22 protein-coding genes and 1 pseudogene are annotated in these 26681 nt (G+C 66.0%); 14 read left to right on the forward strand and 9 right to left on the reverse strand.

Features of this window, described 5'->3' with window-relative positions; all coding sequences use genetic code 11:
- The first annotated feature begins 128 nt into the window (after positions 1–128).
- Positions 129–596: a hypothetical protein gene (locus tag BDOA9_RS19850; protein WP_244521498.1), complete on the forward strand. Its 468-nt coding sequence runs from the start codon at positions 129–131 to the stop codon at positions 594–596.
- 185 nt (positions 597–781) lie between these two features.
- Here the strand turns inward: BDOA9_RS19850 and BDOA9_RS19855 are convergent, their stop codons facing one another.
- The 3 genes from BDOA9_RS19855 to BDOA9_RS19865 all read right to left on the reverse strand — a co-directional run bounded on the left by BDOA9_RS19855 (position 782) and on the right by BDOA9_RS19865 (position 4412).
- Positions 782–2071, reverse strand: coding sequence for an MFS transporter (locus tag BDOA9_RS19855; protein ID WP_025035714.1), 1290 nt, complete (start codon positions 2069–2071; stop codon positions 782–784).
- A gap of 109 nt (positions 2072–2180) precedes the next feature.
- Positions 2181–3377, reverse strand: a complete 1197-nt coding sequence (locus BDOA9_RS19860; RefSeq protein WP_025035715.1) for an acetyl-CoA C-acyltransferase — start codon at positions 3375–3377, stop codon at positions 2181–2183.
- A gap of 264 nt (positions 3378–3641) precedes the next feature.
- Positions 3642–4412 carry an enoyl-CoA hydratase gene (locus BDOA9_RS19865; protein ID WP_025035716.1) on the reverse strand — a complete coding sequence of 257 codons (771 nt, stop codon included), beginning with the start codon at positions 4410–4412 and terminating at the stop codon, positions 3642–3644.
- Positions 4413–4568: 156 nt separating this feature from the next.
- On the opposite strand from BDOA9_RS19865, the gene BDOA9_RS19870 reads away from it, so the two are divergent.
- Positions 4569–5099 (forward strand): PaaI family thioesterase, encoded by a 531-nt coding sequence (locus tag BDOA9_RS19870; RefSeq protein WP_025035717.1) that lies wholly within the window; start codon positions 4569–4571, stop codon positions 5097–5099.
- 69 nt (positions 5100–5168) lie between these two features.
- Positions 5169–5786, forward strand: coding sequence for a TetR/AcrR family transcriptional regulator (locus BDOA9_RS19875; protein ID WP_025035718.1), 618 nt, complete (start codon positions 5169–5171; stop codon positions 5784–5786).
- 3 nt (positions 5787–5789) lie between these two features.
- Here BDOA9_RS19875 and BDOA9_RS19880 read toward each other — a convergent pair whose 3' ends face one another.
- The gene (locus BDOA9_RS19880; RefSeq protein ID WP_025035719.1) at positions 5790–6698 is read right to left on the reverse strand and encodes a LysR family transcriptional regulator; all 909 of its coding nucleotides are present in this window, start codon (positions 6696–6698) and stop codon (positions 5790–5792) included.
- Positions 6699–6800: 102 nt separating this feature from the next.
- Here BDOA9_RS19880 and BDOA9_RS19885 point away from each other — a divergent pair, with 102 nt between their 5' ends.
- The 8 genes and pseudogenes from BDOA9_RS19885 (at position 6801) to BDOA9_RS19920 (ending at position 16003) form a co-directional block, all read left to right on the forward strand.
- A complete protein-coding gene (locus BDOA9_RS19885; RefSeq protein WP_025035720.1) occupies positions 6801–8297 on the forward strand; it encodes a CoA-acylating methylmalonate-semialdehyde dehydrogenase in 1497 nt (498 codons plus the stop codon).
- A gap of 118 nt (positions 8298–8415) precedes the next feature.
- The gene (locus BDOA9_RS19890) at positions 8416–9561 is read left to right on the forward strand and encodes an isobutyryl-CoA dehydrogenase (protein WP_025035721.1); all 1146 of its coding nucleotides are present in this window, start codon (positions 8416–8418) and stop codon (positions 9559–9561) included.
- Entirely contained in the window at positions 9558–10625 is a 1068-nt protein-coding gene (locus BDOA9_RS19895) for an enoyl-CoA hydratase/isomerase family protein (RefSeq protein WP_025035722.1), read from the forward strand. The genes BDOA9_RS19890 and BDOA9_RS19895 overlap by 4 nt, the downstream gene beginning before the upstream one ends.
- A gap of 13 nt (positions 10626–10638) precedes the next feature.
- Positions 10639–11541: pseudogene (gene mmsB / locus BDOA9_RS19900) on the forward strand (3-hydroxyisobutyrate dehydrogenase); the annotation flags it as partial.
- Positions 11541–13259 carry an AMP-binding protein gene (locus tag BDOA9_RS19905; protein WP_025035724.1) on the forward strand — a complete coding sequence of 573 codons (1719 nt, stop codon included), beginning with the start codon at positions 11541–11543 and terminating at the stop codon, positions 13257–13259. The pseudogene mmsB and the gene BDOA9_RS19905, both read left to right, overlap by 1 nt.
- A complete protein-coding gene (locus BDOA9_RS19910) occupies positions 13260–13739 on the forward strand; it encodes a MaoC family dehydratase (RefSeq protein ID WP_025035725.1) in 480 nt (159 codons plus the stop codon).
- Between the two features lie 120 nt (positions 13740–13859).
- A complete protein-coding gene (locus tag BDOA9_RS19915; protein WP_025035726.1) occupies positions 13860–14777 on the forward strand; it encodes an SDR family NAD(P)-dependent oxidoreductase in 918 nt (305 codons plus the stop codon).
- The gene (locus BDOA9_RS19920) at positions 14774–16003 is read left to right on the forward strand and encodes an NAD(P)/FAD-dependent oxidoreductase (RefSeq protein ID WP_082847925.1); all 1230 of its coding nucleotides are present in this window, start codon (positions 14774–14776) and stop codon (positions 16001–16003) included. Before BDOA9_RS19915 ends, BDOA9_RS19920 begins: the two co-directional genes overlap by 4 nt.
- Before the next feature lie 104 nt (positions 16004–16107).
- Here the strand turns inward: BDOA9_RS19920 and BDOA9_RS19925 are convergent, their stop codons facing one another.
- Genes BDOA9_RS19925 through BDOA9_RS19935 form a run of 3 tightly spaced genes read right to left on the reverse strand, consistent with a single transcriptional unit; the run spans position 16108 to position 19496 of the window.
- On the reverse strand, positions 16108–17187 hold the full coding sequence (locus BDOA9_RS19925) for a D-TA family PLP-dependent enzyme (protein ID WP_025035728.1): 1080 nt from the start codon (positions 17185–17187) through the stop codon (positions 16108–16110).
- A 3-nt stretch (positions 17188–17190) separates the two neighbouring features.
- Positions 17191–19002, reverse strand: coding sequence for an ABC-F family ATP-binding cassette domain-containing protein (locus BDOA9_RS19930; RefSeq protein ID WP_025035729.1), 1812 nt, complete (start codon positions 19000–19002; stop codon positions 17191–17193).
- Positions 19003–19004: 2 nt separating this feature from the next.
- Positions 19005–19496, reverse strand: a complete 492-nt coding sequence (locus tag BDOA9_RS19935; RefSeq protein ID WP_025035730.1) for a YaiI/YqxD family protein — start codon at positions 19494–19496, stop codon at positions 19005–19007.
- A 107-nt stretch (positions 19497–19603) separates the two neighbouring features.
- On the opposite strand from BDOA9_RS19935, the gene BDOA9_RS19940 reads away from it, so the two are divergent.
- Positions 19604–20404, forward strand: coding sequence for a hypothetical protein (locus tag BDOA9_RS19940; RefSeq protein WP_025035731.1), 801 nt, complete (start codon positions 19604–19606; stop codon positions 20402–20404).
- Between the two features lie 181 nt (positions 20405–20585).
- On the opposite strand, the gene BDOA9_RS19945 is transcribed toward BDOA9_RS19940, so the two are convergent.
- Positions 20586–22958 carry a xanthine dehydrogenase family protein molybdopterin-binding subunit gene (locus BDOA9_RS19945; protein WP_025035732.1) on the reverse strand — a complete coding sequence of 791 codons (2373 nt, stop codon included), beginning with the start codon at positions 22956–22958 and terminating at the stop codon, positions 20586–20588.
- 210 nt (positions 22959–23168) lie between these two features.
- Here BDOA9_RS19945 and BDOA9_RS19950 point away from each other — a divergent pair, with 210 nt between their 5' ends.
- Together BDOA9_RS19950 and BDOA9_RS19955 are read left to right on the forward strand one after the other, a co-directional pair.
- On the forward strand, positions 23169–24242 hold the full coding sequence (locus BDOA9_RS19950) for a Ppx/GppA phosphatase family protein (RefSeq protein WP_025035733.1): 1074 nt from the start codon (positions 23169–23171) through the stop codon (positions 24240–24242).
- A 2-nt stretch (positions 24243–24244) separates the two neighbouring features.
- Positions 24245–24931, forward strand: a complete 687-nt coding sequence (locus BDOA9_RS19955; protein ID WP_025035734.1) for an RlmE family RNA methyltransferase — start codon at positions 24245–24247, stop codon at positions 24929–24931.
- Between the two features lie 23 nt (positions 24932–24954).
- Here BDOA9_RS19955 and BDOA9_RS19960 read toward each other — a convergent pair whose 3' ends face one another.
- The gene (locus BDOA9_RS19960) at positions 24955–26445 is read right to left on the reverse strand and encodes an MFS transporter (RefSeq protein ID WP_025035735.1); all 1491 of its coding nucleotides are present in this window, start codon (positions 26443–26445) and stop codon (positions 24955–24957) included.
- Between the last annotated feature and the right edge of the window lie 236 nt (positions 26446–26681).

Below are 26681 nucleotides of genomic sequence, written 5' to 3' on the forward strand. Positions count from 1 at the left end.
ACGTTCAGGCAATCTTTGCAACATTTCTAGACATCCTCGTCAACATCCCGCGGCTATTCGGGCCTACGGTGGCCCATACTCCACGGATCAGGATCGGCAGAATGGTTTTGAAGTCTTTGACGGCGCGCATGGGCATTGGCGCCGTCTGCCTCGCGCTCGTCGGCACCGGTCCGCTCAGCGCAGAGCCGGTGTTCGACAGTCTGGCCGGCGCATGGTCGGGCACCGGCACGATGAAGCCGTCCGACGGTCCGCGTGAGAAGGTCCGCTGTAAAGTATCATACAACGTCACCAGGCCCGGACGGTCGCTGACACTCGACCTGCGCTGTGCCAGCGATGCCTACAAGATGGTCCTGTCCGCGAATATCGAGCAGAGCGGGACGGAGCTTTCCGGCAACTGGTTCGAGAGCGAATACCGGCAAGGCGGCAAGGTCTCTGGCACGAACAACGACGGCCTGATCGAAGCGCGTATTGAGGGAAACACGGTAGCCGCGCTGGTGACGATCAAGACCCAGAGCAATCGCCAGTCCTTCCTGATGGAGGCACCGGGTTCCTGGATGTCGGAGGTCGCGATCGAACTGAAGAAGGAAACCAGGTGACCGCGCTTCATCCGTAACAATTTTCCATAAGCAGCAATTGTTCTCCGCTGGTGGCAGGGTATCGCCACCGCTATCCTTCCTTCAGGCCCTAGAACTCCCCAAGTTCTCGCGCCTGAGGACCGCCGCCTTGCACGTGGATGTTGACACCCCCGAGTGCTTGGCGGCGGTCCTCTCACCATCAGGTGCTAGGCCGCAGCCGGCTGCAGTTTCGGCTGCCGCGACAGCGCCAGCACGATCAAGGCCGCGAAAACGCAGAGCGCACCGGCGATGAAGAAGGCGGGCAGGTAGCTCTGGTAGGCGGTGCGCGAGAACCCGGCGCCGAACGCCGCCGCGCCGGCGCCGAGCTGATGGCCGGCGAAGATCCAGCCGAACACCAGATTGGCGCGCTCGGGCCCGAACTTTTGCGCGGTGAGACGCACCGTCGGCGGCACCGTCGCGATCCAGTCGAGACCATAGAACATCGCGAACACCGAGAGGCCGTAGAACGAGAAATCGCTGAACGGCAGGAAGATCAGCGAAAGCCCGCGCAGGCCGTAGTACCAGAACAGGAGCCAGCGATTGTCGTAGCGGTCCGACAGCCAGCCCGACATGATGGTGCCGAAGAAGTCGAAGATGCCCATCGCGGCGAGCAGGCTCGCCGCTTGCACCTGCGGGATGCCGAAATCGAGGCACATCGGGATGAGGTGCACCTGCACGAGCCCGTTGGTGGAGGCTCCGCAGACGAAGAAGGTCGCAAACAGGATCCAGAACGCCATCGACGTCGAGGCGTCGCGCAGCGTGCCGAGCGCAACGCCCGTGATCGAACCGTGGCTGACCGGCGGCGCGGGCAGGGGCTCGGTGCCCTCGTCGCCGAACGGCCGCAGGCCGACATCGCTCGGCCGGTCGCTCATAGCAAGCAGCACCGCCAGCGACGAAATAGCGAGCATGATGCAGACCAGGCCGAGCGCGAGACGCCAGCCGTAGCGTTCGGTGAGGCTCGCCAGCAGCGGCAGGAACACCAGCTGGCCGGTCGCGACGCTCGCCGTCATGATGCCGATCACGAGGCCGCGCCGTGCAGCGAACCAGCGCGTGGCGATGGTCGCGCCGAGCACCAAGGCGGTCATGCCCGTGCCGATGCCGATCACCACGCCCCAGAGGGCAATGAGCTGCCAGACTTCCGTCATGCCGAGCGAGAGCACGAGCGCCGAGACCACGATCAGCTGTGCCGCCAGCGTGACGTTGCGCAGGCCATAGCGGTTGAGCAGGGCGGCCGCGAACGGCGCCATCAACCCGAACAGGATGAAGCGGATCGACAGCGCGGACGAGATTTCCGCCGTGCTCCAGCCGAACTCCTTTTGCAGGGGAACGATGAAGACGCCGGGCGCGCCGACCGTGCCGGCGCTGATCAGCGCGGCGAGGAAGGTCACGCCGACCATCACCCAGCCATAATGAATGTTGCGGCGGGACAGTGCTGCCGCGAGCCAGTTCGAGATCATTGGGCCTCAACGTTGATGGGCAGGCCGCAACAGACCTGCGTCAGTCTGGAGAATGACACGGGATGAGTCTGTCGCAAATGACAGAGTTCCCTCGTTTCAGGACTCTGCATCAGTGGGCGGGTCGTTCCACCGCGATCGCCGTGGCTTCGCCGCCGCCGATGCAGAGTGCGGCGATGCCGCGCTTGAGGTTGTTGGCCTCCAGCGCATGCAGCAGCGTCACGATCAGCCGCGCGCCGGTGGCGCCGATGGGATGGCCCAGCGCGCAGGCGCCGCCATTGACGTTGAGCTTGTCGCGGGGAATGCCGAGGTCGCGCTGCGCCGCCATCGCCACCACCGCGAAGGCCTCGTTGATCTCGAACAGGTCGACATCGGGCGCAGCCCAGCCGACCTTGTCGAGCAGCTTGCGGATTGCCGGGATCGGCGCCGTGGTGAACCATTGCGGCTCCTGGCTGTGGGTGGCGTGGCCCTTGATCTCGGCGAGAACGGGCAGGCCGCCGCGATCGGCGAGCGAGCGCTTCGTCAGCACCAGCGCGGCGGCGCCGTCGGCATTGGCGGAAGAGGCGGCCGGGGTGATGGTGCCGTTGGCGCGGAACGCCGGCTTCAATCCGGGGATCTTGGCAGGGTCGACCTTGAGCGGATGCTCGTCATTGGCGATCACGCGCGGCCCGGCTTTTTCCGTCAGCGTGATCGGCGCGATCTCGGCCTTGAACGCGCCGCCCTCGACGGCCTTGCGGGCGCGGCTCAGCGTCTCCATCGCATAGGCGTCCTGGTCCTTGCGGGTGAACTGATAGGCCTCTGCGGTCGCCTCGCCGAAGTCGCCCATGGAGCGGCCGGTCTCGTAGGCGTCCTCAAGGCCGTCCATCATCATGTGGTCGATTATGCGGTCATGGCCGACGCGATAGCCGCCCCGTGCCTTGGCCAGCAGATAGGGCGCGTTGCTCATGCTCTCCATGCCGCCGGAGACGACGATCTCGGCGGAGCCGGCGCGGATGATGTCGTGCGCCAGCATGGTCGCTTTCATGCCGGAACCGCAGACCTTGTTGACGGTGGTCGCGCCGGTCGCATCGGGCAGACCCGCTGCGCGTGCCGCCTGCCGCGCCGGCGCCTGGCCTTGCCCTGCCGGCAGCACGCAGCCCATGAAGACCTCGTCGACCTTCTCGGGCGCAAGCCTGGCGCGCTCCAGCGCCGCCCCGATCACGTGTGAGCCGAGCTTGTGCGCGGCCAGCGGCGACAATTCGCCCATGAAGCGGCCGAGCGGGGTGCGTGCGGCAGAGACGATGACGACGGGATCGGCGGCTTCGGCCATGATGGAACTCCCTGGCGATGGCGGGTAAGATGACGATCATCATATGATGCGGCGCAAAAAATGCAACCGCGGCGGGGATGAGAAAATGTCGTGGGTCGGATGAGATTTGTTGGGCGGTGGCGGAGGTGCTTACCCCACGGTACACTGTCGTCACCCGCGAAGGCGAGTGATCCAGTATTCCAGAGACGAGCGTAATTAAACCGATGGGCAGCGGCGTACTGGATGCCCCCGCCTACGCGGGGCATGACACCGTCTTTGGAGCACCTACCGCTTCCGGGTCACAAACGCGCCCATCAGCCGCGTCGGCTCGTCCGTCAGGAACGACTCGCCGAACACCTTCACGCTCAAATTCACCGACTCCGTCAACGGCAGCTCTTCCCACTGCCGCAGCAGCGCCTTTTGCGAGCGCAGCGCCTCGGGGCCGCATGCGAGCAGTGCGGTGACGACGTGCTCGACCTCGGCATCCAACTCGCCGGGAGCGGCGACCTTGTCGATCAGCCCCCAGGCGAGTGCCGTCGGGGCATCGATGTTCTCCGCCGTCATCACCAGCCAGCGCGCACGGGCCCAGCCGATCAGGCGCGGCAACAGCGCGGCATGGATCACCGAGGGGATGCCGACGCGCACCTCCGGCATGCCGAAATGGGCATCATGCGCGGCGATGCGGAAGTCGCAGGCTGCCGCCACTTCGAGCCCGCCGCCGAGGCACCAGCCGGGCATGCGTGCGATAATCGGGGCCGGGAACTGGCGCACGGCCTCGCACAGATCGCGCAGGCGGCTGATGAAGGCCTCGGCGGAAGTCTGGTCGAGTCCGGCCATCTCCTTGATGTCGGCCCCGCCGATCAGGCTCTTCTCGCTTTGGCCGCGCAGCACCACGACGCGGATGTCGCGGTCGGATGCGAGCTGCTGCAGGCCTTCGCGCACGGCGTCAGTCACGGGCGAGCCGAGAATGTTGAGCGGGCCGGCGTTGCAGATGGCGACGTGAACGACGCCGCGAGCATCGCGCGTGATGCCGCAGTGTTGGTTGAGCATTTCCATCGTGGGATCTCGAAAGGTTTCGTGGACATGCGCGAGGTGCGCCGGTCCGGATCACTTCCGGGCCGAAACCCCCGGCTTGTCAAGCGGGCAGGGCAGCGGAGTTGCCAGCGCGAAGTCCGTGGCATAGTATGATGTATATCATTTAAAGAGGCTGCCATGACCGGTAATGATCAACTCGACCTGTTTTCGCCCACGCACCGGCGCGAACGCGTGGTGGACTGGCAGGTGCCTGCGCCGGTCGCGCGGGCGGCCAGGGGGTTGTCCGGCATGGAGGCGATGCTGGGCATCCGCGACGGCCGGCTGCCGCCGCCGCCCTTCGCCAAGCTGATCGGCTTCATCATGGCCGTGGTCGAGCCGGGGCGGATCGTCATGGAGCTGGAGCCGCGCGAGGATCTCGAGAATACCATCGGCCTTCTGCACGGCGCGACCGCGGCGGCACTGATCGATACTGCGATGGGATGCGCGATCTCGACCCGGTTGGAAGCCGGGCAGAGTTCGGTGACCCTCGACCTGAAGATGACCTTCCTGCGCCCGCTGTCGGTCCGCTCCGGCTTGATCTCGGCCGAAGGCAAGGTGATCAAGCTGGGACGCCAGACCAGCTACACCGAGGGTTTCGTGCGCGACGGCAAGGGGGCCCTGGCGGTCCATGCAACTGCAACCTTTTCCATGATCAGCGCAACAACTTAACATGAATTAATGCACCCATTTCGTCATTTGCGTGCTATGAGATGATCTTCGACATCCAATGAGCTCCGCATGCGCTATTCCCGGGAACACAAGCAGGAAACCCACGATCGCATCGTGAAGAAGGCCTCGGTGCGGCTGCGGGAGAAGGGCGCCCACGGTATCGGCGTCGCCGACCTCATGAAGGAGGCGGGGCTGACCCACGGCGGCTTTTACGCCCATTTCGATTCCCGCGAGGCGCTGGTGATCGAGGCCTTTGCCTACGCCATGGACCGTTCGATGGAACACTGGCGCAAGCTCACCGGCGAGGCCGCGCCCGAAAAACGGCTGGCGCTGATCGCGGAAAGCTATCTGTCCACGCTGCATCGCGACAATCCCGGTCACGGCTGCTCGATTCCCGCGCTGGGAGCCGAGATCGCCCGCGAGAGCCCGAAGACACGCAAGGCCTTTGCCGGCAAGCTGGATGAGATGATCGAGACCCTGACCGACACCATCCCGAACATGCCGCGCAAGGCGGCACGCAAGCAGGCGATCGCGACGCTGGCGACGATGGCCGGCACCATGCTGCTGGCGCGCATCGCCGGCTCGAGCGAATTGTCCGACGAGATGCTGAAGGCCGGCCGGGACCACGCGCTCGAGGGCGCAAAGCGTGAACCGAAGATTGCCGCCGCGAAGAAGGCGAAGAACTAGGCGCTATCGCCCTGCAAACAACGCCCGCTCGCGCTCGACAATCTCGCTGATGTAATCCGCCACGGCCCTGATCCGCGCCAGATCCTTGCTGTCGGCGTGCATCAGCATCCAGAACGTTCGCGTGATCGAAATCTCCTCCGGCAGCACGGCTTTGAGCTGCGGATAGTCGCTGGCCATGAAATGCGGCAGCACCGCGATGCCGAAGCCTGAGAGCGTGGCGTTGAGCTGGGCGATCAGATTGGCGCTGCGAAACCGCGCCGAGATCCGCGGCGACACCTGCGGCAGATAGTCGAGCTCCGGCGTGAACAGGAGCTCCTCGATATAGCCGACGAAGCGGTGCTGCGGCAGCACCTCACGTGAGGCGATCTTCGGAAAGCGGTCGAGATAGGCGGGGGCGGCATAGAGGCCGAGACGGTAATCCAGCAGCTTGCGGCCAACGATGCGGCCTTCTTTCGGCATGGTCAGGCTGATGGCAATGTCGGCCTCGCGCTTGGAGAGGCTGAACAGCCGCGCGGTGGCCACAAGTTGCAGATCGAGATCGGGATAGCGGTCCGCGAACGGCGCCAGCCGCGGCGCCAGGAAGGCGGTGCCGAACCCGTCGGGTGCGCCGATCCGCACCGTCCCGGTCAGCCGGGCGACGGAGCCGCCGACCTGCTCCTGGTTGGCCACGATGGTGGATTCCATGGCTTCGGCGCTGTCGGCGACGCGCTGGCCGGCCTCGGTCAGGAGGTAGCCGGTCTTGCGCCGGTCAAACAGCTTGGCCGAGAGGTGCTTCTCCAGCCGGTCGACGCGGCGGATCACCGTGGCATGGTCGACCCCCAGCTGTTTTGCCGCAGCCGAGACCGAGCCGCCCCGCACGATGGCCAGCACGAAGCGGAAGTCGTCCCAATCGATAGCGCCTTGATCCAGCATTTTCGCACATCTATGGTGCATTATCTCAGACTTGAATCCTATAAAATGCAGGTCGATAGGATTTGTCAAAGCGACCACGCTCGGCCTGAAGGAGACCATTCAATGCGTTCAATCGGACATTTCATCGGTGGCAAGGAGGTCAAGGGCACCTCTGGCCGCACCGCCGACGTTTTCGAGCCGATGACCGGTGACGTGCAGGCCAAGGTGGCGCTGGCGTCCAAGGCCGAGGTTCGCGCCGCCGTCGAGAACGCCCGCGCCGCGCAGCCCGAATGGGCCGCGACCAACCCGCAGCGCCGTGCCCGCGTCATGATGAAATTCGTCGAGCTGGTTCAGCGCGACTACGACAAGCTCGCCGAGCTGCTCGCGCGCGAGCACGGCAAGACCGTGCCCGATGCCAAGGGCGACATCCAGCGCGGCCTCGAGGTCGCGGAATTCGCTTGCGGCATTCCGCACCTGATGAAGGGCGAGTACACCGAAGGTGCCGGCCCCGGCATCGACATCTATTCGATGCGCCAGCCGCTCGGCGTCGTCGCCGGCATCACGCCGTTCAACTTCCCGGCCATGATCCCGATGTGGAAGTTTGCCCCCGCGATCGCTTGCGGCAACGCCTTCATCCTGAAGCCGTCGGAGCGCGATCCCGGTGTGCCGATGCTGCTCGCTGAGCTCATGATGGAAGCGGGCCTGCCAGCCGGCATCCTCAACGTCGTCAACGGCGACAAGGAAGCGGTCGACGCCATCCTCGACGACCCCGACATCAAGGCCATCGGCTTCGTCGGCTCCACGCCGATCGCTCAGTACATCTATGAGCGCGCCGCCCAGACCGGCAAGCGCTGCCAGTGTTTCGGCGGCGCCAAGAACCACGCCATCGTCATGCCCGACGCCGACATGGACCAGGCCGTCGACGCGCTGATCGGCGCAGGTTACGGCTCAGCCGGCGAGCGCTGCATGGCCGTCTCCGTCGCGGTTCCCGTCGGCAAGTCCACCGCCGACCGCCTGATGGAGAAGCTGATCCCGCGCGTCGAATCCTTGAAGATCGGCACCTCGATCGATCCGTCGGCCGATTACGGTCCGCTGGTCACGCGCGAGGCGGTCGAGAAGGTCAAGAGCTACATCGACATCGGCATCAAGGAAGGTGCGACGCTGGCGGTCGACGGTCGCGGCTTCAAGATGCAGGGCTACGAGAAGGGCTTCTATCTTGGCGGCTCGCTGTTCGACAACGTCACCAAGGACATGCGGATCTACAAGGAAGAGATCTTCGGGCCCGTGCTCTCGGTCGTGCGCGCGCACGACTACAAGGAAGCGTTGGCGCTGCCGTCCGAGCATGATTACGGCAACGGCGTTGCGATCTTCACCCGCGACGGCGACGCCGCGCGCGACTTCGCGGCCAAGGTCAATGTCGGCATGGTCGGCATCAACGTGCCGATCCCGGTGCCGATCGCCTATTACACCTTCGGCGGCTGGAAGAAGTCCGGCTTCGGCGACCTCAACCAGCACGGCCCGGACTCGATCCGCTTCTACACCAAGACCAAGACGGTGACCTCGCGCTGGCCGTCCGGCGTCAAGGAAGGTGCGGAGTTCTCGATCCCGCTGATGAAGTAAACTCCCTCAGCCGTCATTGCGAGGAGCCCTTGCGACGAAGCAATCCAGGGTCTTTCCGCAGAGACAGTCTGGATTGCTTCGCTGCGCTCGCAATGACGGGAAGAAGGTAAGCGGCAGCATGCAGTTCGCTCTGAACGAGGATCAGATCGCAATTCGCGACATGGCGCTGGCGTTTGCGGCGGAAAAGATCGCGCCGCACGCGCTGCGCTGGGACGAGGAGAAGCATTTCCCCGTCGACGTGATGCGCGAGGCCGCAACGCTCGGCATGGGCGGCATCTACATCCGCGCGGATGTCGGCGGCTCTGCCATGACGCGGTTCGATGCGGCGCTGATCTTCGAGGCGCTGGCGACGGGCTGCCCGACCACTTCGGCCTTCATCTCCATCCACAACATGGCGAGCTGGATGATCGATGCCTTCGGCAGCGACACCCAGCGCCACCAATGGCTGCCGAAGCTCTGCACCATGGAGCTGATCGCGAGCTACTGCCTGACCGAGCCTGGCGCCGGCTCGGACGCGGCAGCCTTGCGCACCCGCGCGGTGCGCGACGGTGACCACTACGTCCTCAACGGCCAGAAGCAGTTCATCTCCGGCGCAGGCGGCACCGATCTGCTGGTCGCGATGGTCAGGACCGGCGGCGATGGCCCCGGCGGCATCTCGACCCTCGTGATCGACGGCAAGACACCCGGCGTCTCGTTCGGCGCCAATGAGCGCAAGATGGGCTGGAACGCGCAGCCGACCCGCGCGGTGATATTCGAGAACGCCCGCGTGCCTGTGGCCAATCGCCTGAGCGAGGAGGGCACAGGCTTCAAGATCGCGATGGCAGGCCTGGACGGCGGCCGTCTCAACATCACCGCGTGCTCGCTCGGCGGCGCGCAGGCCGCGCTCGACAAGGCGCGCAGCTACATGAAGGAACGGAAGGCGTTCGGAAAACGGCTCGACGAATTCCAGGCCCTGCAGTTCCGTCTCGCCGACATGGCGATCGAGCTCGAGGCTGCGCGCACCTTCCTGTGGCGCGCCGCCGCGGCGCTCGATCGCAAGGACCCCGACGCCACCATGCTCTGCGCCATGGCGAAACGTTTCGGCACCGATATCGGCTTCGAGGTCGCCAACCATGCGCTGCAGCTTCACGGCGGCTATGGCTACCTCAGCGAGTACGGCATCGAGAAGATCGTGCGCGACTTGCGGGTGCACCAGATCCTCGAAGGCACCAATGAAATCATGCGGCTCATCGTGGCGCGCAAACTGATCGAGGGCGCGCGATGAGCGGAGCGGAAGAGGGCGATCTGATCGCGCGCGTCGAAGGCGCGGCCGGCATCATCAGGCTCAACCGTCCCAAGGCCATCAACGCCGTCACGCTGGAGATGTTTCGCGACATCGACAAGGCGCTCGATCGCTTCGAAGCGGATCCCGCAGTCAGCGTGATCCTGCTCGAAGGCGCCGGCGAGCGTGGCCTCTGCGCCGGCGGCGACATCCGCACGCTCTGGGAAAGCTCGAAGGCTGGCGGCGACCTCGGCAAGATCCTGTGGCGCGAGGAATACATCCTCAATGCCCGGATCAAGAAGTTTCCAAAACCCTATGTCGCCTTCATGGACGGCATCGTCATGGGCGGCGGCGTCGGTCTGTCCGCCCATGCCAGCCATCGCGTCGTCACGGACCGAACGAAGCTGGCGATGCCGGAGGTCGGGCTCGGATTCTTCCCCGATGTCGGCGGCACCTACCTGCTGTCGCATTCGCCGGGCGAGATCGGCACCTATTTCGGGCTCACCGGCCAGACCATGAACGGGCCGGATGCGATCCACGCGAAGTTTGCCGATTGGGTGGTGCCGGCGGCGAGTTTGCCGGAGCTGCGCGAGGCGCTCACCAAGGTCCGTTCCGGCGCGACCGCCACGGACATCGGCAAGCTCATCGGCCGCTTCGCGACTGGCGAGACCGCGGGGCCGGTGGCTGCGAAGGAGCCGATTATTGACGCGCTGTTCGGCTTCGACCGCATGGAGGACATCTTCGCGGCGCTGACGCGCGACGGCTCCGACTTCCCGCTGGCGACGCTGAAGACGCTCAACGAAAAATCGCCGCGCGGCATGGTGGTGACACTCAAGCTGCTGCGGCTCGCGCGCGCTTCATCGAGCCTGGAGGAGTGCCTGGTGCGCGAGTATCGCGCCGCGCTGGAAGTCTTCCGCAGCGACGATTTTCGCGAGGGCGTGCGCGCCGCCGTGATCGACAAGGACCGCAACCCGACCTGGTCGCCACCACGGATCGAGGACGTGACGCCACAGATGCTTGCGCCGTATCTCGCCGAGATCGGCGCCGACGAGCTGAAGTTCAACTAACAACGCGACAGCGGAGGAAACGACAATGGCCACGATCGCATTCATCGGTCTCGGCAACATGGGCGGCCCGATGGCGGCCAACCTCGTCAAGGCCGGCCACAAGGTGGTGGCGTTCGACCTGGTCGAGGCCTCGCGCAATCAGGCCAAGGCCGATGGCGCCGGCATCGCCGACAGCGCGCCCGCCGCGGTGAAGGGCGCCGACGTCGTCGTCACCATGCTGCCCGCCGGCAAGCACGTGCTCGGCGTCTGGAACGAGGTCGTGCCCGCCATGGCCAAGGGTGCGCTGATCATCGACAGCTCCACCATCGACGTCGAAAGCGCGCGGGCCGCGCATGCGCTCGCCGCCAAGCACGGCGTACTCTCGGTTGATGCGCCGGTCTCCGGCGGCACGGGCGGCGCCAAGGGCGCGACGCTCACCTTCATGTGCGGCGGGGAGGAGAGGGCATTTGCCGCGGCAAAGCCCGTGCTCGAGAACATGGGCAAGAAGATCGTGCATTGCGGCGGCGCCGGTGCGGGCCAGGCCGCCAAGATCTGCAACAACATGATCCTCGGCATTTCCATGATCGCGGTGAGCGAGGCCTTCGCGCTCGGCGAAAAGCTCGGGCTCTCGCATCAGGCGCTGTTCGACGTCGCCTCGACCTCGTCAGGCCAGTGCTGGTCGTTGACGACCTATTGCCCGGTACCGGGCCCGGTGCCGACTTCGCCCGCCAACAACGACTACAAGCCGGGTTTTGCTTCCGCGCTGATGGTGAAGGATCTCACCCTGGCGCAGGATGCGGCGAAGGCCGCGGGCGCGGCGACGCCGCTCGGCAAGCATGCCCAGGAGATCTATCAGTCTTTCGACGCAGCCGGCCAGGGCGGGGTGGATTTTTCCGGAATTATCAAGCACGTTAGGAGTTTAGCCGGGAAAGCTTGATGACCACATTCCAGGAAGCACGCGCGTTCCTTCTGCAACACCGCACGGATTACGAGGCCGCGGTCAAGGGTTTCCGCTGGCCCGATCCGGTTCCTTTCAACTGGGCGCTCGACTGGTTCGACGCCGAGCTCGCGGCCCTTGCGGACAGCAAGGATCGGCCCGCGCTCTGGATCGTCGACGCTGCGCAGGACAAGCAGACGAAGCTGTCCTTCGCGGCGCTGTCGCGCCGCTCCAACCAGGTCGCGAACTTCCTCCGCGCGCAGGGCCTGAAGCGCGGTGATCATCTCCTGCTGCTGCTCGGCAACGTGGTTCCGCTGTGGGAGACGATGCTTGCCGCGATGAAGCTCGGCGTAGTCGTCATTCCCGCCACGACGCTGCTGACCGCTGACGAGCTGCGCGACCGGCTCGATCGCGGCAAGGCGAGGGCGGTGGTCGCCGCGCAAGACCAGGTCGCAAAATTCGCAAGCCTCGGTGCGGAGAATATCGTCCGTATCGTCGTCGGCGTGCCTTCCGATGGTTGGCTTGCCTATGACGAAGCAGCAAAAGCTTCCGAAAGTTTTGCGCCTGATGGTCCGACCAATGCCGACGACCCGATGCTGCTCTATTTCACCTCGGGCACGACGGCAAAACCAAAGCTCGTCCGGCACAGCCAGCGCAGCTATCCCGTCGGCCATCTCTCCACCATGTACTGGATCGGCCTCAAGCCCGGCGACGTCCATCTCAACATCTCATCGCCCGGCTGGGCCAAGCATGCCTGGAGCTGCTTCTTCGCGCCGTGGAATGCAGGTGCGACCGTGTTCGTGGTCAACCAGCCGCGCTTCGACGCGAAAGGCCTGCTCGCCACCATCGGCCGCTGCGGCGTCACCACGCTGTGCGCGCCGCCGACCGTGTGGCGGCTGTTCATCCAGGAGAACCTGGCCTCGTTCAAGGTGGCCCTGCGCGAAGTCTGCGGTGCTGGCGAGCCGCTCAATCCTGAAGTGATCGACCAGGTGCAGGCCGCCTGGGGCCTTACCATTCGCGACGGCTACGGCCAGACCGAGACCACGGCGCTCGCCGGCAACTCGCCGGGCCAGCCCATCAAAATCGGCTCAATGGGCCGCCCGCTGCCGGGCTATCGCGTGCAGATCAGCGACGCCGACGGTAACCCGGCGAAAGAGGGCGAGGTGACGCTGGTGCTCGGCGATGACCGACCCGCGGGCTTGATGCAGGGCTATCAGGGCGACGATGGCAAATTGTCCGGCGCCGAAGGCGCGCTCTATCGCAGTGGTGACGTCGTATTCGCGGATGAGGACGGCTACCTGACCTTCGTCGGCCGATCCGACGACGTGTTCAAGTCGTCGGACTACCGCATCAGCCCGTTCGAGCTGGAGAGCGTGCTGCTCGAGCATGAGCTCGTCGCGGAAGCTGCGGTGGTGCCGAGCCCGGATCCAATCCGGCTCGCGATCCCCAAGGCGTTCGTGCTGCTGACCGCAGGCGCGGAACGGACGCCGGAGACTGCGCTGTCGATCTTCAAGCACCTGCACGCGCGTCTGGCGCCGTTCAAGCGCATCCGCCGCCTCGAAATCGTCACCGAGCTGCCGAAGACGATCTCTGGCAAGATCCGCCGCGTCCAGCTACGACGGCTCGAACGCGACAACGATCGCAACGATCCGCTGCGCGGCCGGGAATTCCGTGAGGAGGATTTTCCGGAGCTGGCGAAGACACGGAGTGAGACCTAAGTGAACGAAGTCTGGAAGAAGCCGCCTGTTACGCTTCAGGCCTATCAGGCCATGGTCGGCAAGGAGATCGGCGTGTCCTCATGGCACCTGATCGACCAGCCCCGCATCGACAGCTATGCCGACGTGATCGAGGATCACCAGTTCATCCACGTCGATCCGGACCGCGCGAAGAAGGAAACCGCCTTCGGCACCACCATCGCGCACGGCTTTCTCACGATGTCGCTGCTGTCGATCATGTCCTACGAGGTGATGCCCGTCATCGCCGGCACCACGATGGGCGTGAATTACGGCTTCGACAAGCTGCGCTTCATCTCGCCGGTGCGATCAGGCAAGCGCGTCCGCGGCCGCTTCGTGCTGACGGAGGCCAAGCTGCGCAAGCCGAACGAGCTGCAGTCCCGCACCAACGTCACCGTGGAGATCGAAGGCGAGGACAAGCCGGCGCTCGTCGCCGACTGGCTCGGCCTGATCTATTTCGCGTAAGGCCCGCGCTGTCGTTGCCGGGCTTGACCCGGCAACCCATCGCTGCTCAAAAGCCTGTCGATTTTGATGGATGGCCGGATCAAGCCCGACCATGACGGCTAACATCTGGGAAACGCACTCATGGCAATCAGGTTCGACGGACGCGTCGCCATCGTCACCGGCGCAGGCAATGGTCTCGGACGCGCGCATGCGCTGGGGCTGGCCAGCCGCGGCGCGAAGGTGGTGGTCAACGATTTCGGCGGCGCGCGCGACGGCACCGGCGGCTCGCTGTCGCCGGCCGAAGCGGTGGTCGAGGAGATCCGCAAGGCCGGCGGCACCGCGATGGCCGACGGCGCCGATGTCTCCAATTTCGAGCAGGTCACCGCCATGGTCGAGCGCGCCACCAAGGAGTGGGGCAGCGTCGACCTCTTGTGCGCCAATGCCGGCATCCTGCGCGACAAGTCGTTCGGCAAGATGGAGGTCGCCGATTTCCAGAAGGTGCTGGACGTGCATCTCGTCGGCACCTTCTATTGCTGCAAGGCGGCCTGGGCCGGCATGCGCGACCGCAATTACGGCCGCATCGTGCTGACGACGTCGTCCTCCGGTCTCTACGGCAATTTCGGCCAGGCCAATTACGGCGCCGCGAAAACCGGCATGGTCGGCCTGATGAACGTGCTCGCCGAGGAGGGCCGCAAGAACGACATCCGCGTCAACATCATCTCGCCGACGGCGGCGACCCGCATGACCGAGGAGCTGTTGCCGCCGCAGGCGCTGCAGCTGATGAAGCCGAACGCGATCACGCCCGCTGTCGAGTACATGCTGAGCGAGGATGCGCCGACCCGCACCATCATGGGCGCGGGGGCCGGCTCGTTTGCGGTGATCAAGATCCTGGAGAGCGAAGGCATCAACTTGCCGGAGTCGGAGTGGACGCCGGATGCGATCGCCGCGCATTTCGCCGAGATCAGCGACATGTCGAAGGCGAGGGCGCTGCAGGGCGCGTTCGAGCAGACGCAGAAATACGTCGCGCAGGCCGCAGCGCGGGCGGGGATCAAGCTCTGACCGACGTCGCCGTCATCGGTGCCGGTCCCGCCGGGCTGATGGCGGCGGAAGTGCTGGCGCAAGGCGGCGCCCGTGTCACCGTGTACGACGCGATGCCATCCGCGGGGCGCAAATTCCTGATGGCGGGCCGCGGCGGGCTCAATCTCACCCACAGCGAACCGCTGCCGCAGTTCATGGCGCGCTATCGCGAGGCTGCACCGAAGCTGCAAGCGGCGGTCGAGGCATTTCCGCCGGATGCGCTGCGGGCCTGGAGCGAAACGCTGGGCGAGACCACCTTCGTCGGCAGCAGCGGACGCGTGTTTCCCAAGGCGTTCAAGGCCTCGCCCTTGCTGCGCGCTTGGTTGCGGCGCCTCGATGCGGGCGGTGTGCGGTTTGCCTTCCGCCATCGCTGGACCGGATGGGACGGGGAAGGGCGTTTGGCGTTTCAAACACCGGAAGGCGCACATGCTATCGGGGCCAGTGCGACGGTGCTGGCGCTCGGCGGCGCAAGCTGGCCGCGCCTGGGCTCGGATGGCGGCTGGGTCGAGCTCCTCGCTGCCAAAGGCGTTGCCGTCTCGAAGCTGCGGCCGGCCAATTCCGGCTTCACGGTCGCGTGGTCCGATGTGTTCCGCGACCGTTTCGAGGGCCAGCCGCTCAAGGGCGTGGCGTTGACGATCGGCGCGCATACGGTGCGCGGCGAAGCCATGATCACGCGTAGCGGCATCGAAGGCGGCGCGATCTACGCGTTGTCGGCGGAGCTGCGGGAGGCCGTGCTGGGGCTTGGGCAGGCGACGCTCATGATCGCGTTGCGGCCCGATCTCGACGTTGCTGCGCTGACGACACGGCTGTCAGGCACCCGCGGAAAACAATCGCTGGCGAACTTCCTGCGCAAGGCGGCGCAGCTTTCGCCGGTCGGCATCGGCCTGATGCAGGAGGCCGCCATTGCATCGGGACGGCCGCTGGCCGCGTTCTCGGCGGCCGAGCTGGCGCATCTGGTCAACGCTGTTCCGGTTCAGCTCACCGGAGTAGCGCCGATCGATCGCGCGATCTCGACCGCGGGCGGGATCACTTTCGACGAGCTCGACGAGCACTTCATGTTGCGCAAGCTGCCCGGTGTGTTCGCGGCCGGCGAGATGCTGGACTGGGAAGCGCCCACGGGCGGCTATCTGCTGCAGGCCTCGTTCGCGACGGGGGCTGCGGCGGGCAGGGGCGTGCTGGGGTGGCTCGACCAATCGCAGAAATCGTAGGGTGGGCAAAGGCGCGAAGCGCCGTGCCCACGATCTTTCGCCGGTACGACGGGAAAGTCGTGGGCACGCTTCGCTTTGCCCACCCTACGGCAGCGTGCCCGCCGTTACCGCAACTTCCCACGCGCAGCCACCGGCAGCGTACCGATGATCTCCTCGCCGCGGACCATGACGACTTCGTCCATCATGTTGACGACGACGCAGACATGGTTCGGCACGATGCGGACGACGTCGCCGACATTCGGCCTTGTGTTGCTGCGGGAGAGGTCGAGGAAGCCGTGCTCCTCGGCGAACTTGGCGATCTTGGCCTCGGGATGCTCCAGGATCAGGCCGTGGCCGTCGAGCCCGCCGGTATCGGTGGTCAGCGTCTTCGAGCCGGCGTCGAGGATCCCGCGCTCGGGCGCGGCGCGGCTCACCACGGTCGAATAGATGTGCAGCGCGCAATCGTCCCAGGTCGCCGAGCCCGCGGCGACCTGCATGCGGTCGTTATAGATGTAGGTACCGAAGCGATGTTCGGTGCCGCCCTTGAGCTTGCCGATGTTGACGAGGTTCGGCGTGCCGCCGGTCGAGACGATCTTTGCATCGAGCCCGTGCGCGCGCACGCCGGCCAGCGCCTCGTCGTAGAATTTTTGCGCATCCGCCCAGCCGGTCTCGGTGGGGTAGAGCATGAAGCCGGCGAATTCGAGCCCGTTGGACGAAGCGATCTCGCGCGCCAGCGCAATCGCTTCGGCCGGCGTCTCGACGCCCGCGCGCTTGCGCCCGGTGTCGCATTCGACCACGACCGAGAGCGGGCGGCCTGACGCCGCGGCCGCCTTCGGCAACCCCGCGACGACGGTGGAATTGTCGGCGGCCACTGTCATGTTGGCCTTCGCCTGCAGCGCGCCGAGCCGGGCCATCTTCTCTTCGCCGAGAAGATTATAGCTGATCAGGATGTCGTCGATGCCGGCATTGGCCATGATCTCGGCTTCGCCGAGCTTCTGGCAGGTGATGCCCTTGGCGCCGGCCGCGACCTGCATCTTGGCGATTGTCGGGTTCTTGTGCGTCTTGATGTGGGGGCGATTGGCAATTCCCGCCTCGTCGCAGGCCTTCTGGATCCGCGCGATGTTGCGTTCGACCCGGTCCATGTCGATGACGGCGCAGGGCGTGCCGTATTCGCGGGCGATCTTGGCGGCAAGAGTTGTTGTCATGAGTTATGCCTGTTCAATCTCTTCACGGAGCATTTCAAGTTCGAGCCAGCGCTCTTCGGCGGCAGACAGTTCTTCGTGCGCCTTGGCGATCGCGGCTGACGTGTCGTCGAATTTCTTGCGATCTTTTGCATAGAGATTGGGATCGTCGAGCAAGCGCTGCAGCCTCGCGATGTCGACCTGCAACGTTTCCATCTTCTTCGGCAGCGTTTCCAGCGCATGCTTCTCGTTGAAGCTGAGCTTGCGCTTGGGTGCCGAGGAGGGAGCGGCGGCGCGCTCCTCTTTCTTCTCCACTGGCGCTTGCGCCTTCGCCGTCTCGCGCTTGAGATCCGCGCCGCGCTGCGCCAGCATGTCGCTGTAGCCGCCGGCATATTCGATCCACTTGCCGTTACCCTCCGGCGCGATCACGGCGGTGACGACGCGGTCGAGGAAGTCGCGGTCGTGGCTGATCAGGATCACCGTGCCCTCGTAATCGCCGAGCATCTCCTCGAGCACGTCGAGCGTCTCGAGATCGAGATCGTTGGTCGGCTCGTCCAGCACCAACAGGTTCGACGGCTTTGCCAGCGCGCGCGCCAGCATCAGCCGGCCCCGCTCGCCGCCGGAGAGCACCTCCACCGGCGTGCCGCGTTGCTCCTGCGCGAACAGGAAGTCTTTCATGTAGCCGACGACGTGCTTCGGCTTGCCGCCGACCATGATCTGATCGCCGCGGCCGCCGGTCAGGGCCTCGGCCAGCGTCGATTTGGGATCGAGGCTTTCGCGATGCTGGTCGAGCGTGGCCGTCTCCAGATTGGCGCCGAGACGTATCGTCCCGGAATCCGGCTGCATGCCGCCGGTGAGCAGGTTGACCAGCGTGGTCTTGCCGGCGCCGTTCGGGCCGATGATGCCGAGGCGGTCGCCGCGCTGGATCCGGGTGGAGAAATTTTCGACGATCTTGCGCTCGCCGTAGGCTTTGCTGATGCCCTTGGCCTCGATCACGAGCTTGCCGGACTGCTCGGCTTCGCTGGCTGCGAGGCTGGCGGTGCCGGCCGTGCCGCGATAATTGCGGCGCTGGTCGCGCAGTGCATGCAGATTGGCGAGCCGCTTGACGTTGCGCTTGCGCCGGCCCGAGACGCCGTGGCGCAGCCAGTGCTCCTCGTCGACGATCTTGCGGTCGAGCTTGTGCTGGTCGCGCTCCTCTTCCGCGAGCACCTCGTCGCGCCAGCTTTCGAACGAGGCGAAGCCGCGGTCGATCTGCCTGATCCTGCCGCGGTCGAGCCAGGCGGTGGAGCGCGAGAGATTGGTGAGGAAGCGGCGGTCGTGGCTGATGATGACGAGTGCGCTGCGCCTGGAGTCGAGCTCCTGTTCCAGCCATTCGATGGTGGCGAGATCGAGATGGTTGGTCGGCTCGTCCAGCAGCAGAATGTCGGGCGAGGGCGCCAGCACAAAGGCCAGCGCCGCGCGGCGCGCCTCGCCGCCCGAGAGGTCGTGCGGGTTCTCCTCGCCGGTGAGGCCAAGCTGCTCCAGGAGATAGCGCGCCTGGTGCTGGTCGTCGCCGGGCGCGAGCCCGGACTCGACGTAGGCGAGCGTGGTCTTGTGCGCGCCGAAATCCGGCTCCTGCGGCAGGTAGCGCACCGTTGCGCCAGGCTGCACGAAGCGCGTGCCGGAATCCGGCTCGACCAGGCCGGCTGCGATCTTCAGCAGGGTCGACTTGCCGGAGCCGTTGCGGCCGATCAGGCAGACCCGCTCGGATGGCGCGACATTGAGCTCGACGCCTGACAGCAGTGGCGTGCCGCCGAAGGTCAGCCTGATGTCTTTGAGTTGGATCAGCGGCGGCGCCATGCTCAGCCCTGACTCGTTGCGGCCGCATCAGCGCGACGCCGTGCGATCCGCCGCAGCGTCTGGTCGAGCGCGGACAGGAAGGCGGAGCGGTCGCGCGGCGCGAACGATCGCGGGCCGCCGGTGACTTCGCCGGCCGAGCGCAGATCCGTCATCAGATTGCGCACCGCCAGCGTCATCCCGATCGACTCTTCGGTGAACGGCTTGCCATTCGGCGCGATCACGTCGGCGCCCGCCTTCACGCAGCGGCTCGCCAGCGGGATGTCCGAGGTCACGACCACGTCGCCCGGCCTGGCGCGCTCGGCGATCCAGTCGTCGGCCGCATCCATGCCGGCGCCGGCCGCGATGCGCTCGATCAGCGGGTCCTGCGGCACGCGGATGAAATTGCCGGCGACGACGCTCACGGGCACGCCATGCCGGATCGCGACGCGGTAGATCTCGTCCTTCACAGGGCAGGCGTCGGCGTCGACATAGATGCGGGTCGGGGTCTCGGTCATTCCGCCGCGTGGTACCGCATTCGGGCGGCAAAGGCGAGGGGATTGACCGTGGTTCCTCAGGCCCTACGATCGCTCCTGAAACAATAAGAATATGGGAAAGCCAAGCCATGCCGAACCGGCTCGAAACCTGGCGCGTCGAGGCCTACAACACCGCCAAACAGTCCGAAAACAAGATGCACGATGACAATGTGGCCCGCCGCTTCGGCTTTTCCGGCGGGCTGGTCCCCGGCGTCGACGTGTTCGCCTACATGATGCACGTGCCGATCGCGCGCTGGGGGCGTGACTTCCTCTCCCGTGGACTGGTCGAGGCCCGCTTCATCAAGCCGGTCTATGACGGCGAGACCGCCGATGTCGATGCCACCGAGCACAACGGGCTGCTGACCATCGAGGTGTTCAGCCGGACCGAACTCTGTGCGACTGGGACGGCCTCGCTGCCGGCGGCGGCGCCGGCGGTGTCGCTGAACGACTATGTCGCGGTGCCCGCAGTCGCCGAACGCAAGCCGGTCAGTCCCGCGACGTTCGAGACGGGCAAATGGCTGGGCACCACGCCCCGCCGCTGGGCCGGGCAGGATGCGGCCGACTACCTCGCCGACATCAGGGAGACCGATCCGATCTTCGCGCGCGAGGGTCTCGGCCATCCCGGCCTGATCCAGCGGGTGATGAATCGCGTCCTCGTCGACAACACCATCCTGGGTCCGTGGATCCACGTCGGCAGCCGCATGCAGCTGCTATCCGCCGCGCGCGCCGGCGACGAGATCACCGCGCGGGCAAAAGTCATTGCGAACTACGAGAAGAAGGGCCACCGCTTCGTCGAGCTCGACGCGCTGGTGGTCGCCAACGGCACGACGCCGCTCGCCCATTGCCAGCACACGGCAATCTACCAGCCGCGCGAGCAGGCGGCGGCGTAGGCGGGAAGGCAAAAGCCGCCGCTCCAAAGACGGTGTCATTCCCCGCGGAGGCGGGGAATCCAGTACGCCGCAGCTTCTCGGTCAATCGCTGCCGCCTCGGAGTACTGGATCGCCCGATCAAGTCGGGCGATGACAGTTGTGCCTGTAGACGCGGGGGAATGACCGTCTGCGAAAGAGCCCCCTACGCCGCCTTGGCCTTCGCGTCCTGGATCGCGCGCCAGACCCGCTCGGGGGTCAGCGGCATGTCAATGTGCTTGATGCCGTATTCCGACAGCGCATCGAGCACCGCGTTCACCACCGTCGAGAGGCTGCCGGCGCAGCCGGCTTCGCCGCAGCCCTTGCTGCCGAGCGGATTGGTGGTCGCGGGCACCGGGTGGTCGCCGACCGTCATGTTCGGGACGTCCTCCGCGCGGGGCAGGGCGTAGTCCATCAGCGAGCCCGTGATCGGCTGGCCATTGTCGTCGTAGCGGATGTGCTCCATCAGCGCCTGGCCGATGCCCTGGACCACGCCGCCATGGAGCTGGCCCGCGACCAGCATCGGGTTGATCACCGTGCCGAAATCGTTGACGGCGCTGTAGCGCACGATCTGCACCACGCCGGTCTCCGGGTCGATCTCGACCTCGGCGACGTGGCAGCCGTTCGGGAACGCCGATGCGACCGGCTCGCTGGTGTGGTCGACATCGAGCGTATCAGGCACGCCCTCCGGCACCTTGCCGTCATGCAGCTTCTTCGCGAGCTCCATGATGTCGATGCTGCGGTCGGTGCCGGCGATCGTGAAGCTGCCGCCTTCGAACTCGATGTCGGCCTCGGACGCCTCCAGCATATGCGCCGCGGCGCGCTTGCCCTTCTCGATGACGAGCTTCGCAGCCCCCACGATGGCCTGGCCCGTCGCAGTGATCGAGCGCGAGCCGCCGGTGCCGTTGCCGGTGTGGACGATGTCGCTGTCGCCCTGCACGAGCTTGACGCTGTCGAAGGGGACGCCGAGCTGCTCGCACAGCACCTGCGCGAACGGCGTGGCATGGCCCTGGCCGTAATCCAGCGTGCCGGTGATGAGCTGCACGGTGCCGTCGGGGTCGAACACGATCTTGCCGAGCTCGGGGCTCGGCGGCGCGGTGACCTCGAGATAGGAGCCGACGGCAATGCCCCGGAGCTTGCCGGCCTTCCTGCTCTCCTTCTTGCGCTTGGCGAAGTTCTCGTGGTCGGAGATTTCGAGCGCCTTGTTGAACACGGCCTGGAAGTCGCCGCTGTCATAGGTGACGCCGGAGGAGGCCGCGAACGGGATCTGGTTCGGCTTGATAAAATTGCGCTTGCGCAAGGTGAGCCGGTTGATGCCCATCTCGTCGGCGGCGCGGTCGATCAGCCGCTCCATGTAATAGTTCGCCTCGGGCCGGCCCGCGCCGCGATAGGCGCCCATCAGCGTGGTGTTGGTGAGCACAGTCTTGATGTCGACCGCCATCAGCGGCGTGCGGTACACGCTGGAGAAGTTCTTGCCGGTGTTGAGCGAAAGCGGCCCCGGCGCGACGCCGGTGATGTAGGCACCGAGATTGCCGTAGCCGGACAGCTTGGCCGCGAGGAAGTGCCCCTCGGCATCGAGCGCGAGCTCGGCATGGATCTTCTGCGCGCGGCCGTGGCTGTCGGAGAGGAAGGCGGTCGAGCGTTCGTCCAGCCACTTCACCGGCCGTCCCAACGCCTTCGCCGCATACAGGATGCACATATACTCGGGATAGTTGATGTTCTTCATGCCGAAGGAGCCGCCGACATTGGCGGTGAGAATGCGCACCTTCTCGTTCGGCACCTTCAGGTTCTTGGCGAGATTGGCGCGGTTGCCGGCAACGCCCTGCGTCGGCACCTGAAGCGTGTAGCGCTCGGTCTTCTTGTCGTAGGAGGCAAGCCCGACGCGCGGCTCCATCGAGACCACGGCGACGCGGGTGTTCTCGATGTCGAGCTTGGTCACATGGGCGGCGCTGGCGAAGGCCGCGTTGACCTTGTCCATATCGCCATAGTGGTAGTCGAGCGCGACGTTGTTCGGAATGTGGTCATAGAGCTGCGGCGCGCCGGGCTTGGCGGCGTCCTCGGGGTCGGTCACCGCCGGCAGCGGCTCGATGTCGAGCTCGACCGCCTCGGCCGCGTCGCGCGCCTGGGCCAGGGTCTCCGCCACCACGAAGGCGACGGGATCGCCGACGAAGCGGACCTTGTCGGTCGCCAGCGGCTGGCGGTTGGTCTGGAGCAGGGGCGAACCGTCACGGCTCTTCAGCGGCAGGCCGCAGGTGAAGGGGCCATAGCCGGCCGCATCGAGATCCTTCCCGGTCCACGCACCCAGCACGCCCGGCATCGCCTTGGCGGCATCGAGGCCGATGCCCCGAATGAGGCCATGGGCATGGCTGGAACGGACGACCACGGCATAGGCCTGGTTCGGGAGGTTGAAATCGTCGGTATAGCGGCCCTTGCCGCGCACCAGCGTGTCGTCCTCCTTGCGGCGGACCGGTTGCCCGACGCCGTATTTTTGCAGTGCAATAGCGTTCTCGAGCGTCGACGATTTGGTGTGTTCTTGCATGGGAATTGACCTGAAAAGCCGGTATTTGCGCATTTTCGCGGCAGCGGAGCACCGGACTCCCTCAAATAACCCACCACCCCCGTTCACGACAACGCACGATTGGACATGGTCCCATGTGATGCGTTGTTGCGCAGGCCTGCCGCGCTGCTAATGTTTCAGGTGAATAATCAATTCCAGACCGGCCCGACCGGCCGCGGAAAGACAGTTTGTATGAATGACCACACGCGGCTCCGCGACGGCCATCTGCCGCACGGTGAGCTGGAGGGGTCGATGGCGGCGGTGGCGTTGGCCACCGATCCACCCGTCGGCGCGCAGGCGCCGGGAACCGGCGTCTATGCGGCGCTGGACCTCGGCACCAACAATTGCAGGCTGCTGATCGCCTGTCCGACCCAGGACGGCTTTCGCGTGGTCGATTCCTTCTCGCGCATCATCCGGCTCGGCGAGGGCGTCTCGGCGACGGGCTCGATCAGCGAGGCCGCGATCGAGCGCGCCATTGCCGCGCTCAGCATCTGCCGCGACAAGATCAATCTGCGGAAGGCGCGGCGGCTGCGGCTGATCGCGACCGAAGCCTGCCGCGCGGCTTCGAACGCGGAAGGTTTCCGCAGCCGCGTTGCGGCCGAGACCGGCATCGAGCTCGAGGTGATCGACCGCGAGACCGAGGCCGCGCTCGCGGTGCTCGGCTGCTCGCCGCTGGTCGACCCCAGGGGACGCGGCGCAATCCTGTTCGACATCGGCGGCGGCTCGACCGAGCTGGTGCGGATCGAGCGCGATCCGGAAAACCCGGAGCCGCGCATCAAAGCCTGGATGTCGATCCCGTATGGCGTGGTCACGCTCGCCGAGCAGTTCGGCGGCCGCGACGTGACGCCGGAGATCTATGCGGCGATGGAGCGGGAGGTCGCAAGCCACGTCGTGCCGTTCGCGGAAGAGCACGGCCGCGATCTCGCCGGCATGCATCTGCTCGGCACGTCGGGCACGGTGACGACGCTCGCCGGGATTCATCTCAATCTGGCGCGCTACGACCGCCGCCGCATCGACAGCATCTGGCTGAACGACGCCGACATCACCGCGACCATCAACAAGCTGCTCGGCATGAGCTACGAGGAGCGCGCGAACAACAGCTGCATCAGCGTCGAGCGTGCCGATCTCGTGCTGGCGGGCTGCGCCATCCTCGATGCTATCCGCCGCGCCTTTCCGCTGCCGCGCCTGCGCGTCGCCGACCGCGGCCTGCGCGAGGGCATGCTGGTCGAGATGATGCGCGAGGACGGTGCGCTCAGGAGCTGGTGAGTATGGCCAAGGACACCACCGGCCGCTTGCACGTTCAGGTCAAGACCGGCGGCAAGCGCAAATTGTCGTCGAAGCTGTGGCTGGAGCGGCAGCTCAACGATCCCTATGTCGCGAAAGCCAAGGCGGCGGGCTATCGCTCGCGCGCCGCGTTCAAGCTCCTGGAGATGGACGACAAGTTCCGGCTCTTGAAACCGGGCATGGCCGTGGTCGATCTCGGCGCGGCGCCCGGCGGCTGGAGCCAGATTGCAGCGAAGCGCGTCGGATCATTGGAAGGCAAGGGCAAAGTCGTCGCCATCGATCTGTTGGAGATGCCCGAGATTCCCGGCGTCGATTTCGCGCAGCTCGACTTCATGGACAACGACGCCCCCGAAAAGCTCACCGCGATGCTGGGCGGCAAGGCCGACGTCGTGATGTCCGACATGGCCGCCAACACCACCGGCCACCGCAAGACCGACCAGCTCCGCATCGTCGGCCTGGTCGAGACCGCGGCTGCGTTCGCCTGCGACGTGCTCAAGCCCAGTGGCACGTTCCTGGCGAAAACGTTCCAGAGCGGCGCCGATGCCGAGCTGCTCGCCCAGCTCAAGCGCGACTTCGCCACGGTGCGGCATGTGAAGCCCGCCGCGAGCCGGCAGGATTCCTCGGAGCGCTACGTGCTGGCGACAGGGTTTCGCGGCGGGGCGGAGGAATAGCCACCCACTCCGTCAAAGAGACACTACCCCAGCCGCTGATCCCGCACGTCCTGCGTATCCTCGGACGCTGCCTTGACCGCGGCCTTCTCCGCACCCTTGCCGGCTCCCTTGCGGCTCGCGATCTCCACCGCCTTGCGGCCCGAAATCTCGTTGCCGGCATCGGCGGGCATCTGCCAGAAGAACCAGCTCGAGGCCGCCGAGGTCAGCGCGACCACGACGAAAGCCGGTGCGAACACGCTGGCGTTGAGCTCGCTGACATGGCTGAACCACATCGTCGTTTCGACACAGGCCGCGCCGACGGCGACGCCGGCCGAGATCGCGAGCTGCTGGTTGACGCTGACGAGGGTGGTGGCGCGGCTCATCTGCGCGGTCTCGACGTCGGCATAGGCGACGGTGTTGATCGCGGTGAACTCCAGCGAGCGGAAGAAGCCGCCGACCACCAGGATGACCATGATGATGAGCAGCGGCGTCGTCACCGTGAACAGCGCGCAGACGCCGAGAAAGAACGCGCTGACGATCGCGTTCGCCGTCATCAAATTGCGGAAGCCGAAGGTGCGGATGATCCTCGCCGCCAGCGTCTTCATGCCCATCGCCCCGAGCGAGGAGGCAAAGGTGACGAGGCCGGAATGGAACGGCGACAGGCCGAAGCCGATCTGCATCAGGAGCGGCAGCAGGAACGGCAGCGCGCCGATGCCGAGCCGGAACAGGAAGCCGCCGAACACGGCTGCGCGCAGCGTCGGCAGCCTCAGGAGCGAGAAGTCAAGGACGGGCGATCCGGTCCGCCGCGCGTGGATGACGTACAGCGTCATCGAGATCGCGCCGCCTGCGACCAGCGCGGCAACCGTGCTCCACGGCAGCAGGTTTAGCCCGGCGACCGACAGGCCAAAGGCGATGCCTGCGAGCCCCAGCCCGGCGAGCACCATGCCGTAGAGATCGAACGGCTCCTGCGCCTCGCTCTTGATCGGATCGATGAACTTCAGCGCCATGAAGATGCCGAGAAGCCCGATCGGGATGTTGATCAGGAAGATCCAGTGCCAGGACGCATAGGTCGTGATGAAGCCGCCGAGCGGCGGTCCGATCACCGGGCCGATCAGGGCAGGGACGGTGACCCAGGCCATGGCGTTGACCAGCGCGCTCTTGTCGACCGAGCGCAGCAGCACGAGGCGTCCGACCGGCGTCATCATGGCCCCGCCCATGCCTTGCAGGATGCGTGCGAACACGAAATCGGTGACCGAGGTCGAGAGCGCGCAGCCGACCGAGCCGACCATGAACACGCCGACGGCGATCGCGAAAACCATGCGCGCGCCGAAGCGGTCGGCGGTCCAGCCGCTCGCCGGAATGAACACCGCAAGCGAGAGCAAATAGGACGTGATCGCGAGCTTCAGCGTCAGCGGGCTGGTGCCGATGTCGGCCGCGATCGCCGGCAGCGAGGTGGCGATCACGGTGGAATCCATGTTCTCCATGAACAGAGCCGTGGCCACGATCAGCGGAATGACGCGTTGCTTGTCGACCATGAGGGTATGAAATCGGAAGGAGGGATGGAGTTGCGGCTTAACACCGCCATCCGCCGCCGACCATTGCGGATCGACGCATGGCACCTAAATGCTGCGTAACAACGGTGTGACCCTCTCCGCCATTCCGGCGCGGGGTCCGGACTGACGGCCGGCAGGCCGCCGCCCGGCTGAATCCAGCCAAAAAACCCTGTGCATGGCTGGCCAGCGGCCCGAATTGCTTTGATTCGTCACGCGGC

This window comes from Bradyrhizobium sp. DOA9 (assembly GCF_000617845.2).
Taxonomy (GTDB): domain Bacteria; phylum Pseudomonadota; class Alphaproteobacteria; order Rhizobiales; family Xanthobacteraceae; genus Bradyrhizobium.